Genomic DNA, 12,444 nt, shown 5'->3' on the forward strand with positions numbered 1-12,444 from the left:
GCCCCCGTGTAATGGTTTTCGAAACAAGCCGCCATAGAGACGAAAGCGATGCGTCGCCCCGGCGACGAGGAAATGCTTCGTGAGCCTAACTAACTTCCACAAAGTTAATCGGATCGATAATCCGGGCGGACCACGCCTTAAAATCGGACCTTCGAAACGAGATTAGAAAGTGGATCAGGAATTGACATATCCCGCCAATCCCGCGCTGCAAGCTGACGCGATCGCCGGTTGTTGGCGTTTTGCCCTGCTTGCAATCTCCTTTGAGATATGATCTCCTACGTCTTACAGAATATTGATGTAACGAAAATCACCGGCGGTTGTAATTGTCGTGCTGCGTCGCAGCGGCATCCAACTAAGGAGACATCCAGCATTCATAAGGCATAGGACCGAAATCAGCCACAAGCAATGGGATGACTCATACCTCAGTGCTGGGCTTTGTTTGGTTCGTGATTTTTAGTCATCTGACGACTGATGTTTAGATTGAACCGCTGGATTTCGGCGACCCAGCATATGCATTTATTAATTATTCGATTCAAAAGGAGACGCAGATAATCACCAAATATCTGAAAAATTAATCAGACTGCGATTCAATTAAAATCTGGAGACGAAATGCTTTCACCGAAAAAAACTACGCTTGCCTTTGCCCTCAGTGCGGCCACCGCACTGTTATTCACCGCCTGTGGCGGCGGCGTGAACGATTCGCCCTCTGCATCGGGCCCGTCCACGAATACTCCCGCGCCCGACCCGTCGAAAAACGGTGCCATTTCGCTGCACGGAATCGTCTACGGCGCGGCCGACACCAGCGTGCCGACCGGCGCGGGCATTCCGATCACGATGATGGGACAAATGCGAGCGCTGTTCGATCTGATCAGAAAATCGTCCGATTTCACTCAGGTCGTGATGGATCTCGGTGACGGCAGTCCGGTCCACGTGCTCGATACAAACACCGGCGACAAATTCCTGCCCGGCAAGCTCGCGCTCGGCCTGTCGTGGATCCTGATCGACATGAAAACGAAAGGCGATCCTGCCTACGCGGATTATCTGGCGACCTACCAGAAAATCACGACCGCGATGATGCAGATGACCGGCTCCAATTACACGTATGCGAATACGTCCTGGGGCGAGTACTACTATCTCGTCGCGCTCAACAACTTCCAGTCGCACGGCATGCTCAACGAGGTGTTCAGCGACTCGATGCTGAAGACGCTGCAGGCGCGCCTGACGTTCTGCGACATGTTCGGCCCCGATGCGAGCGGCAAGACCGACACCTGCCCGGCCGCCGGCACGCCGATCGACGTTGCATCGCTCAATACCGCGCAAAACTACTACGCGGTCTCGTACGGCATCGCCGGTCTGCGCCAGAAGCTCGGCTGGAGCAATCCGACGTTCTCGTCGACCACCGACGCGAGCGTCGCGACCATGAACGCGCGCGACGCGCTGCTGTACACGCTGACGAAGCACATCCGCAATGACTCGTCGGGCGGCTTCTCGGACGAAGCGTCGAATACCCACACGACCTATTACGACCAGTCGCGCTACGACCGTTACAGCACGCTGCTGATGGGCGAAGTGACCGAGCGCACGATGGAAATGGGCAATCAGGCGAACCTGACGCCGGAACTGAAACAGTATCTGCGCAACTCGGTGAACCTGATTCTTCCGCAGCTCAATACCAACGGCCAGGGCTTCAACTACGGCCGCTCGATCGGCCCGTACGGCGACTCGGCCTTCATGGAAGTGCTGACCGCCGCGGCCAATGCCGGCATCCTGACCGATCAGGAAATGAAGGTCGCCTATACGTACATCTACAAGTCGGCTCTGCGCTTTAGCAACTTCTGGTACGACCCCACGCTGCCGACGCCGTCGGTCAACATGTGGGTGAAGGGCCGCGGCACCGACTCGTATCGCGGCAAGCCGCGCGTCATGGGCGAAAACTTCAGCCTGCTGCATCAGTACATGTATGTGAACGCGTGGTGGGACAAGCTCGGCTTCAACGGCAAGGCACCGCTGTCCGATACCGACATGCAAGCCTATCTCGACGCGATTCCGCACTACACGCTGACCTGGTACAACCAGCCGAACGATACCGCGCATCCGTATAGCGCGGCGCTGATCACCGTGCGCGACGGCAAGCGTGTGATCAACCTGAACCTGAGCCAGGCGCCCGACTACAACTCGTTCACGCCGTACTATCCGACGCCGTCTTCCGACAATCTCGCGTACGGCACGACGGACCTCAGCTATGCGCTGATGATTCCGCAGGTCACCTACGGCGGAAAGACCTATCTTCCGGTCACGTACTACAAGAATCTGAACGTGCAGGAAACCAATGGTCAGGTGGTCGTCACGTTCGACACCACGAAGTTCAGGCAAGCGGCGAAGAACGCGTTGTACACGACGGATCTCGATCTGCAGGTGCACACGGTGATGACGTTCGCCAAGGGCACCATGACGCGCACCGACACGCTGACTTCGGGAAGCTTGACGGGCAATCTCGCGGTGGAAACGAACTACACCTCGTTCGCGGACTTCCAGAACACGACAGCCGATAGCGACGGCTACTCGGTCAGCTACACGAATAGCCCCGCGACGAATTACGCCGCCATGGGCTTCGATAGTTGCGCGCTGTCGCAGTTCGATACGGTGAGCGGCGCGACGAACCCGCTGTCGACCACGCCGATTGGACAGTTGCACTCCAACTTCGCTTGTACGACCAACCCGTTCGCGTTGACGGGCGGTGCCAAACGTACGCTGAGCTGGACGCTGAAGTACGCTGATCCGGCCTGATAGCGGCAAGCGCCTTCCTTCCTGCTCGCGGGAAGGAAGGCCTCATCTTCAGGCTGAGAGAGGTAGCAGTCATACCAGTAGGAGGAGTTGCCTTGTTAAGGTACTGCAGCGTCGGAACAATGCGGCATCGACGCAACGAAACCGACAACGCGTCCGATTCAGGCAACTTCACCGGAGCTGGCAAACATGCGCATTTCCTTTCTGCACACGATCGAAAATAACAGACGGGTATTCGAACACGCAGCCATCGAATCAGGATTGCGCCCGGACGATCTTCGCCATGCGGTGCGAGCCGATCTGCGTGAAGCGGTCGAACGGGCCGGCACGATTACCAGCGATATAAAAGCGCAAACATGCGGCTGCCTACTTGAACTCGCGCGCAACGCCGATGCCGTCGTCGTGACTTGCGCGACGCTCGGGCCCGCGGTCGACGAGATGGGCAATGCGCCAGTGCCTGTCGTCAGAGCGGATGCCGCGCTCGCCGCAACGGCCGCTGAAGCCGCTGAAGCCGCGCGAGGCGGTGGAAAGATTGCAGTACTGTGCGCGGCCGAAGCGGCGATCGAATCCAATCGAAAGCTCTTTACGCGGTATGCGGAAGCACGGGGCGCATCGGTGGAAATCGTTCATGTGCCGCAGGTGTGGGCGCTGTTCAGGAGCGGCGAGATGGACGCCTGCTTCGCGGCGATCGCTTCGGCGGCGACGGATGCCTATTCGGCCGGTGCGAGCGTGGTCGCGTTGGCTCATCCATGGATGGCACCGGCCGCCGATCTCGCGAGCTGCTCGAGCGAAGGCAAGCGGCCTTTCGATAGTGCGCGCGCGGCGTTGGATGCCGCGATGCTGCGCGTCAACCAGGCGTCAGCGAGCGAGCAGCAGTAAGTCAAACCAAAAAAAGCCCGCTTACGCGGGCAACCCTTCTCTACATGGCATCGTCACACGCAAACAGCGTCACCCCTTCGTCGCGCCGAACGTGAGGCCCGCGACAAAATGCTTCTGCATCGCAAAGAACATCAAGACCGACGGCAGCGCCGCCAGAATCGATCCCGCTGAAACGAGATTCCACGCGGTCGTCCACTGCCCTTTCAGCGCCGCCACACCGACGGTGATCGGCGCGGCATCATCGCCCTGCGTCAAACACAAGGCCCAGAAATAGTCGTTCCACACGAACGTGAACACGAGGATCGCCAACGCCGCGAGCGCGGGACGAATCAACGGCAGCACGATCCTGAAGAACACGGTCCACTCGTTCGCCCCTTCGATGCGCGCCGCCTCCACCAGTTCGAACGGCAACTGCTTGATGAAGTTGCGCAGAAACAGCGCGCAAAAGCCAGTCTGGAACGACACATGAAACAGAATCAGCGCGCTCACGGTATTGAACAGCCCGAGTTGCAACGACAGGTCGCGCACCGGAATCATCAACACCTGGATCGGGACGAAATTGCCCGCGACGAACGTCGCGAACAACGTCGAATTGCCGCGAAAGCGATAAATCGCCAAGGCAAAACCCGCCATCGCGGCGAGTGCAATCGAGCCCACCACCGAAGGCACCGTGATCAGCACGCTATTCCAGAAGTAATGCAGCATCGGCGACGTGGTCAAGGCCTCGCGATAGTTATCGAACATCGCGAAGTGCTTCGGCCATCCCCAGTAGTTGCCCTCGCTCAACTCTTCGGTTGAACGCACCGAGGTGACCAGCACCGCGATCATCGGCAGCAGCCAGATCAAGAGTGCAATCGGCAAGGTCAGTTTGTACGCGCGGCGCGTGGCCGGCTTCCATTTGTCGATTGGGATCGGAAACATCAGCGGCTCCTTATTGCTCGGCGCGCAGCATCCGCCGCAGGTGATAGACGATGTACACGAGCATGATGCCGAACAGCACCACCGCGATCGCCGCCGAATAGCCGATGCGGTAGTACTTGATCGCCTGGTCGTACATGAAATAGGCGAGCACCGTCGAGCTTTCGAACGGACCGCCGCCCGTCATCACCGAAATCAGATCGAAGCTGCGCAGCGCGCCGATGATCGTCACGACGATCGCCATGAACGTCGTGGGCCGCAACTGCGGCAGGATCACATGCCAGAGCATCGACCAGCCGTGCGCGCCTTCCATCCGCGCGGCTTCGATCTGCTCGGCGTTCAGCGTGGTCAAGCCGGTCAGATAAAGAATCATGCAGTACGCGGTTTGCGGCCACAGCGCCGCGAACACGATGCCGAGCGTCGCATAGCGCGGATCGCCGAGCACCGGCACGCCGTGGCCGAGCATCATCGCGAGCAGGCCGAAGGTCGGATCGTAGAACCACGAAAAGATCAGCCCGACCACGACGCCCGACAACACGAACGGCGCAAAAAACAGCGACTTGACGATGCGGATGCCCGCCACCGCCTGATTCAGATACAGCGCGACGGCGAGACCCATCGGCGGCGCGAGCAGGAACAGCACGAGCCAGATCAGGTTGTTCTTCAGCGCCGTATAGAACGTCGGCGTATGGACCAGCTCGATATAGTTCGCGAGGCCGATGAAAGTCGGCTCGGTCATGCCGTCCCAGTTGAAAAAGCTCAGGCGGATCGTCGAGAGGATCGGCCACACCACGTAGACGGCCACCATGAAGCAGGCCGGCGCGAGAAACAGGAACGCGGCACGCCGCTGCCGCCGCGCGGTCGGCGTCGGCCGGCGCCGGCGCGATGCGACGGGCGCGCCGCCTAGCGCGCCGCCCGCCGCAGGCAAGCCCGCGCCGCCGGGTTCAACAGGACCGTCGACGCTATGACGGCTGACGGAATGCGACACGATCACTCTCCCGATCCAGTCTGATGCCTGCGGACAGCGGCCTCGCGGCCGCCGCCGCTCACTTCTTGTAGATACGCTGACGCGTCTGCTCGAGCTGCGCGAGGATGTCGTCGAGTTTCGACGGGTCGGAGACGAACTGCTGCATCCCCTTCATCCCTTCGTCGGCCATTTCCTTCGTCATGTCGCGATCGTAGAACTGCGCGATACCGCCCTTCGTGTTCGACAGGATCTGGAAGCCGATCTTCGAAATCGGATCTTCAGGCTCCGGCGACTTGCTGTTCGCCGACAACGAGCCGAGTCCCTTCGCGAGTTGCGCGCCGATCTCGGGCGTCTCGACGAAAGCCAGGAACGTGTGCGCATCGGTCTTGTTCTTCGCCTTCGACGGAATATGCAGCGATTCGACCGGCCCATCCTCGGCGGTCGGCACCTTGGAGTCGATGATCGGGAACTGGAAGTAGCCCATTTGCGGCTTGATGTTATCCGGGAAACCTGCCGCGATGAACGTGCCCATCAGCATCATGGCGGCCTTGCCCTGGAACAGGAACGGCTGCACCGCGTCGAGATCGTAGGACAGCGAGTTATTGATGAAGTAGCCGTCGTCGATCAGTTGCTTCCACGTCGTATAGACCTTCTTCACGCGCGGATCGGTGTACGGAATCTCGCCCGCCATCAGCTTCTGATGGAACGCATTGCCGTTCAGGCGCAGATCGAGATAATCGAACCAGCCAGCGAGCGTCCACGCATCGCGGCCCGCCACCGCGATCGGCGTTATGCCGGCCGCCTTCAGCTTTTTCGCGGCGTCGAGAAACTCGTCCCACGTTTTCGGCTCGCCCTTGATGCCGGCCTTCTCGAACAGATCCTTGCGATAGAACATCCCCCACGAGTAGTACACGGTCGGCGCGGCATACTGCTTGCCCTTGTACGACGATGCTTCCTTCGTCGACGCATACATGTCGTTCCAGCCGTTCTTCTGCCAGTCGCCGGTCAGATCCTCGAAAAGGCCACGCTGCGCGTAATACGCCATCCGTTCGCCGTCGTGCCAGTTGACGATATCGGGCGCGACAGTGGAAAGCCAACCCGGCAACTGAACCTTGTAGGCCTCTTCATCGATGAACGACACCTTCACGTCGACGCCGGGATGCGCCTTCTTGAACTCGTCGACCACCTGCTGCCACACCGCGCGCTGGCTCGCGCCCTTGTACGCGATGTTCAGCGCGAGCGTGCCCGCCTGCGCGGTGCTGACGACGGACGTCCCCGCGGCGACCGCGGCCAATGCGAGCGCCAACAGAATCTTGCGTGGTTTCAGTTTCATCCTGACTGTCTCCTTTATGCCATGGTTTTTACGTCGTTGTCGCTTCTGTGTCGAATGACTGCATGGAGCTGTTACGGCCAGACTTCTATTGCGAGCGGTAGATCGCTACACCCTGCGGCGCCACCTCGCGCGACCCTATCACGAATGCATCGTCGGCGACGTGATCGAGCAGGTGGACTTGATCGCCATAGTTGAACACGTAGGTCAGTGCGCCGCGTCGGCTGATGCGCACGCTGTCGCCGAGGGCCTGCGTTTCGAGGCCCGCTGCCCGTGCGATTTGCGCGAACAGATGCACCGTCAATGCGTCATCGAACAGGCTCGCGAAGTAGTGGAACGCGCCGCTTCGCACGTACGCGGGATGACCGTCCGCGAAACGCGCGCGTACGTCGAGCGACGTTGACGCATCGCTCTCGATGAAATCACGCCAGTGACGCGCGAAGCCGCCGGTCGCGGCATCGTTCTGTTCGAGCACCACCGCCTCGGTCACGTTCGGCCGCATCGATTCGACGCGCCACACGCGCAGCGGCAGTACCGACGTCAACGCGCCAGGCGGCAGATTCGCCGGAATCCGCAGATCGCGCGTCTTCGATCCCGTGCGCGGACCGAGCACGACCTGCGCGCCCGAGCGTGCAAGCCAGGCGGCGAAATCGTCGGGCACCACCGGCAGCGGCGGCACGACGACCAGACTATAGCCATCGAACGAGGCATCCACCGGCACGACATCGACGTCGAGTCCGAGCGCGCGCAACGCCGAGTAGTACTCGAAAGCGAAACGCGGATAGTGAAAGTCCGCACCCTGCGGGTGAATCTCGAACAGCCACTTCGCTTCGTAGTCGTAGACGAGCGCGACTTTCGAGCGGATCGCCGCGTTCGCATCGGCATTCGCGGCGAACACCGTGCGAATGTCCGCGGCCACCTGTGACGCTTCACTACCGCCGACGTCGAGCCGGTTATCGGGCGTATTGAGGCCCGCATGCATCTGCTCCTGCGCGAACGGCGCCTGACGCCAGCGGAAGTACGACACACAGCCCGCGCCGTGCGCGAACGCTTCCCAACTCCACAGCCGCACCATGCCCGGCAGCGGCGCCGGATTCCACTGCGCCCAGTTCACCGGTCCGGGCTGCTGCTCCATGACCCAGAACGGCAGCTTCGACATGCCGCGATACACATCGTGATTGAACGACGCGAAATCCGGATGACCGCTGCGCAACCAGCGCGCCTTGATGTCCGGCGCGAACCACTGCTCTTCTAGCGCGCCGAGCGGATAGCTGTCCCACGTCGCGACGTCGAGATCGGCCGCGACCTTGTAGTGATCGAACTCGGTGAACAGCTGCATGAAGTTATGCGCGACAGGCCGTCCCGGCGAATGCGCGCGAATGATCTCGACCTGCATGCGGTTGTAGCGCGCCACTTCGTCGGAGGCGAAACGCCGGTAGTCGAGCCGATGCGACGGATGCGCCTCGGTCACGGTGCCGACGGGCGCGTCGATCTCGTCGAAGCCGCGGTACTCCATGCTCCAGAACACCGTGCCCCACGCATCGTTCAACGCCTCGATCGTGCGATAACGTGCCTTCAGCCACTCGCGAAAGCGCGCGACGGCCGCCGCCGAATAGCTGACCACCGTGTGATGACAGCCGAATTCGTTATCGGTCTGCCAGTACGCGACGGCCGGATGCTTGCCATAACGCTCGGCCACCGCCGTGCAGATGCGCCGCGACGCCTCGAAATACGCAGGCGACGAGAAATCGTAATGGCGCCGCGAGCCGAACGCGCGCGGGCGTCCATCGGCGCCGACCGGCAGGATGTCCGGATGACGATCGATCAGCCACTTCGGCGGCGTCGCGGTCGGCGTGCACATCACGACCTTCAGGCCGGCCGCGCCGAGCACATCGACGGCGCGATCGAGCCAGCCCCAATCGTATTCGCCGGGTGTCGGCTCCATCCGGCTCCACGCGAATTCCGCGATCCGCACCTGCTCGATGCCGAGCGCTTTCATCCGGCGCGCGTCGTCTTCCCACATCGACTCGGGCCAGTGCTCCGGGTAATAACAGACTCCAACGCGCATCCGTATGTCCCCAATGTTTTTCAAGCGTAGTGTTCGACGGATTCGAGCGACGCGGCCGCGAAGCCATCTTCGGTAAACAGATGGCAGGCCGTGCGCGGCACCCGCAGGTTCGCGCGGTCGCCGGGCGCGAGGCGCGTATTGCCGGGCGCCTTGGCAATCAGCACGGCGCCGCCGGGTTGATCGAGGTGAACATAGCTGTGTTCGCCGAGCTGCTCGACGAGCGATACGGTGCGCGCGAGCACACCGTCTTCCGGGCTCACCGCGCTCGTGTTTGCCGATGCATCGACGAACTCGAGATGCTCGGGACGCACGCCGAGCGTGACCGCTTGCGCCGGCTGCAAGCCCGCGCCGCTCACCGGCACGTGCACGTTTTCGCCGGTGTGATCGAGCGTGACGAGCACGCCTTGGGCATCGAGTGAAGCCACCTTGCCCGGCAGGAAATTCATTCGCGGCGAGCCGATAAAGCCGGCCACGAAGCGGCTCTTCGGGCGGTGATACAGCTCGAGCGGCGCGCCTATCTGCGCGATGCTGCCGTAGCGCTCGGTGTCCTTGCCCGTATGCAGCAGCACGATCTTGTCGGCGAGCGTCATCGCTTCGATCTGATCGTGCGTCACGTAAACCACGCTCGCCTTCGCAAACTGCTTGTGCAGGCGCGCGATTTCCACGCGCGTTTGTCCGCGCAACGTCGCATCGAGATTGGACAACGGTTCGTCGAACAGAAACACGCCAGGCTCGCGCACGATCGCGCGGCCAATCGCGACGCGCTGCCGCTGCCCGCCCGACAGCGCCTTCGGTTTGCGTTCGAGCAGCGCCTCGAGTTGAAGGATGCGCGCGGCTTCCCGCACCTTGCGGTCGATTTCGTCCTTGGGGGTCTTCGCGAGTTTCAGGCCGAACGCCATGTTCTCGAACACGCTCATGTGCGGAAACAGCGCATAGCTCTGGAACACCATCGCGACGCCGCGTTGCGCGGCAGGGACGTCGTTGACGATCTGCCCGCCGATCGACAGGTCGCCGTCGGTCACGTCTTCGAGACCGGCGATCATGCGCAGCAGCGTGGACTTGCCGCAGCCCGACGGGCCGAGAAACACGCAGAACTCGTTTTCGCCAATCTCCAGATCGACGTTGCGAATCACTGGCGCACCGTCGCCATACGCCTTCTGCACGCCTCGTAACGAAATGCTCGCCATTGCATCGACTCCGTGATTTAATCGGCGCGAAGTCGGAGATTAAGCGCTTAATCAGCAAGACCAAAAAATCGATCGCAAGGCGATCGTTGGGTCTGTCTCCGATATCGTTTTGTACGCTGGTTTGACGACAGATGTTGCCGCGCCTCGCGCCGCGACGCAAATGTCGGACAGCCATCCCAAATATTGACCAGATCATGCCCACACTCAGCGAAGTCGCGCGTCATGCTGGCGTTACGCCGGCCACGGTGTCCAACGTGCTGCGCAATCGCGGCCGGGTCGGCGAAACCACCCGGCAACGCGTGCTCGACGCGGTCGCGGCGCTCGGCTACCGTCCGCATCTCGCCGCGCGCGCGTTGGCCGAGGGCCGCGCGCCGACGCTCGCGCTGATGGTGTCGAGCATCGCGAATCCGTTCTATCCGGAGTTCGCGCTCGCGGTCGAACGCGCGGCGCGCACGAGCGGTCAATTCGTGATCATCTGCAATACCAACGAAGATCCGCTGACCGGCCGCGCGTACCTCGACCAGATCGCCGGCACCTTGTCCGAAGGGGTGCTCGTGACGAACGCGAACCTCGATTTCGCCGATCTGCACAAGACCGAAGCGCGCGGCACGCCGGTCGTGCTGTGCATGTGGGAGCGGCCCAGCGAGCCGCCGGGGCTGCCCTGTGTCGCGGTCGATTTCCGGCTGGCCGGCCAGCTGGCCGGCCAGCATCTGCTCGAACTCGGGCACCGGCGCATGGGGGCGATCGTCGGCAGCAAGGCGTCGGGCATTCACGCGGCGCGCTACGAAGGTTTCGTCGACGCGTTGCGCGCGGCCGGCGTGACGAAGAATCGCGTGCGGCATGCGCTCGACACGATCCACGGCGGCTACCTCGCGACGCGCGCGCTGCTCGAAGCCGATCCGCAATTGACCGCGATCTTCGTGACCAACGATCTGCCGGCGCTCGGCGCGATGCACGCGGCCGCGGACCTCGGCTTGCACGTGCCCAACGATCTGTCCGTGATCGGCATCACCGACATCCAGCTCGCGCGCGAATCGCGCCCCGCGCTGACGACGGTGGCCGTGCCGACAGTTGAGGTCGCGGGGCTTGCGGTGGAACTGCTGCGCGAGTTGATCGAGACGTCGTACGGGCAGGCGGGACGCAGTGCGCAGGACGCGCCGCCGCAAGTGCCGATGCGGATTTCTTCCGCGCCGAAACTGGTGGTGCGGGCGTCGACGGCGGCGCCGCGTTCGCGTTGATGTGGCCGTAACGAGCGCGCGCACGTGCCGAAACGAACGGCTGGAGCGCGAGTTGTGCCACGCTCCGCGCGCGATCGATTTTGTTAGATAAGTGTCAACCTTTGTTAGGACTCTAAACGAGATAGATGATCCGCCATTAGCATTTATGCCTTCAATCATGGAGGGTCATTCTATGCCGTGGGACAAAGTCTCAGCCGTTAACTATCTTCAATGGCACGCGAGAGCAAACAGTCATGGAGACTGCGCGAAGTATGTCCGGGAAGCGATCGAACGCGGCGGTATCAGACTGGACCGGACCGCGTCTGCGCAAGACTATGGTTCATCACTAGTCCGCGCCGGGTTTCGTGATGTGACTGGCAGCACTCCGGAACGTGGTGACGTGATCGTGATCGAGGCAATACCGCGTCACCCGCATGGCCACATGACGATGTTTGACGGCGACATATGGATTTCCGACTTCAAGCAGCCGCGCGGCTTCTATCCCGGCCCAGACTATCGCACCGCAGCACCGCGCTACAAAATGTATCGTCACGACTGAGAGAGACCAATGAAAAAATACTTCGCTGTGTTGGCAATGTTCTCTATCTTCGCCTTCAATCTGGCGGCGATGGCTGCGGCTCCGCTAAGCACGCCAGAGTCAGTGACCAGAGCCTTTTATACCTGGTTCATCAAACACCTGGCCGACGACGATGTCTATCCGCTGATGGACAAATCTATTTCCCGTTACGTCGCACCATCAACCGTTGATGTCCTGCGAAGCGACTACAAGGCAAACAGGTTCGCAGAGGGTGCGGAGTACTTCACCAACGTTCAGGACTTCGATGAAAAAGACTGGACAGATCATATGCTCGTCCGGCCAGCAATGATGCTTGATGACGTGGCGCTGGTTGCGGTCACCTTCGGGCTTGCTTCCACCAGAAAGACTAACGTCGTGTTCCTTCGCAAAATTAACGGCGTCTGGAAAATCACCAAGGTCGTTGATACAAGTGACTACCGCTAACGCGGTTGCTCAGGCACGGAATTGACAGTCCCCTCTCTTTCACCCCGCTGATTCATGGCGGGCTTTTTTTGCC

General features: G+C 61.2%; 10 protein-coding genes. 5 read left to right on the forward strand and 5 right to left on the reverse strand.

Annotation, left to right across the window (positions count from 1 at the left end):
• The first annotated feature begins 609 nt into the window (after nt 1–609).
• Complete coding sequence (locus CI15_RS34460) at nt 610–2,787, forward strand: hypothetical protein (RefSeq protein ID WP_062138069.1); 2,178 nt, start codon at nt 610–612, stop codon at nt 2,785–2,787.
• A gap of 186 nt (nt 2,788–2,973) precedes the next feature.
• On the forward strand, nt 2,974–3,663 hold the full coding sequence (locus CI15_RS34465; RefSeq protein ID WP_062138072.1) for a hypothetical protein: 690 nt from the start codon (nt 2,974–2,976) through the stop codon (nt 3,661–3,663).
• Nucleotides 3,664–3,732: 69 nt separating this feature from the next.
• On the opposite strand, the gene CI15_RS34470 is transcribed toward CI15_RS34465, so the two are convergent.
• The 5 genes from CI15_RS34470 to CI15_RS34490 all read right to left on the reverse strand — a co-directional run bounded on the left by CI15_RS34470 (nt 3,733) and on the right by CI15_RS34490 (nt 10,133).
• Nucleotides 3,733–4,584: a carbohydrate ABC transporter permease gene (locus tag CI15_RS34470; protein ID WP_062138075.1), complete on the reverse strand. Its 852-nt coding sequence runs from the start codon at nt 4,582–4,584 to the stop codon at nt 3,733–3,735.
• 10 nt (nt 4,585–4,594) lie between these two features.
• Complete coding sequence (locus CI15_RS34475; RefSeq protein ID WP_062138426.1) at nt 4,595–5,569, reverse strand: carbohydrate ABC transporter permease; 975 nt, start codon at nt 5,567–5,569, stop codon at nt 4,595–4,597.
• 58 nt (nt 5,570–5,627) lie between these two features.
• Nucleotides 5,628–6,881: an ABC transporter substrate-binding protein gene (locus tag CI15_RS34480; RefSeq protein ID WP_062138077.1), complete on the reverse strand. Its 1,254-nt coding sequence runs from the start codon at nt 6,879–6,881 to the stop codon at nt 5,628–5,630.
• Nucleotides 6,882–6,966: 85 nt separating this feature from the next.
• Entirely contained in the window at nt 6,967–8,946 is a 1,980-nt protein-coding gene (locus CI15_RS34485; protein ID WP_062138080.1) for a beta-galactosidase, read from the reverse strand.
• Between the two features lie 20 nt (nt 8,947–8,966).
• On the reverse strand, nt 8,967–10,133 hold the full coding sequence (locus CI15_RS34490) for an ABC transporter ATP-binding protein (RefSeq protein WP_062138083.1): 1,167 nt from the start codon (nt 10,131–10,133) through the stop codon (nt 8,967–8,969).
• A gap of 194 nt (nt 10,134–10,327) precedes the next feature.
• On the opposite strand from CI15_RS34490, the gene CI15_RS34495 reads away from it, so the two are divergent.
• From CI15_RS34495 to CI15_RS34505, 3 genes are all read left to right on the forward strand, one after another.
• Nucleotides 10,328–11,371 (forward strand): LacI family DNA-binding transcriptional regulator, encoded by a 1,044-nt coding sequence (locus tag CI15_RS34495; RefSeq protein ID WP_062138086.1) that lies wholly within the window; start codon nt 10,328–10,330, stop codon nt 11,369–11,371.
• A 172-nt stretch (nt 11,372–11,543) separates the two neighbouring features.
• Nucleotides 11,544–11,909 (forward strand): NlpC/P60 family protein, encoded by a 366-nt coding sequence (locus CI15_RS34500; RefSeq protein ID WP_062138089.1) that lies wholly within the window; start codon nt 11,544–11,546, stop codon nt 11,907–11,909.
• A gap of 9 nt (nt 11,910–11,918) precedes the next feature.
• Nucleotides 11,919–12,371: a DUF3828 domain-containing protein gene (locus tag CI15_RS34505; protein ID WP_062138092.1), complete on the forward strand. Its 453-nt coding sequence runs from the start codon at nt 11,919–11,921 to the stop codon at nt 12,369–12,371.
• The last annotated feature ends 73 nt before the right edge of the window (nt 12,372–12,444 follow it).

Origin of the sequence: Paraburkholderia monticola, assembly GCF_001580545.1 — a bacterium.
GTDB classification, from domain to species: Bacteria; Pseudomonadota; Gammaproteobacteria; order Burkholderiales; family Burkholderiaceae; genus Paraburkholderia; species Paraburkholderia monticola.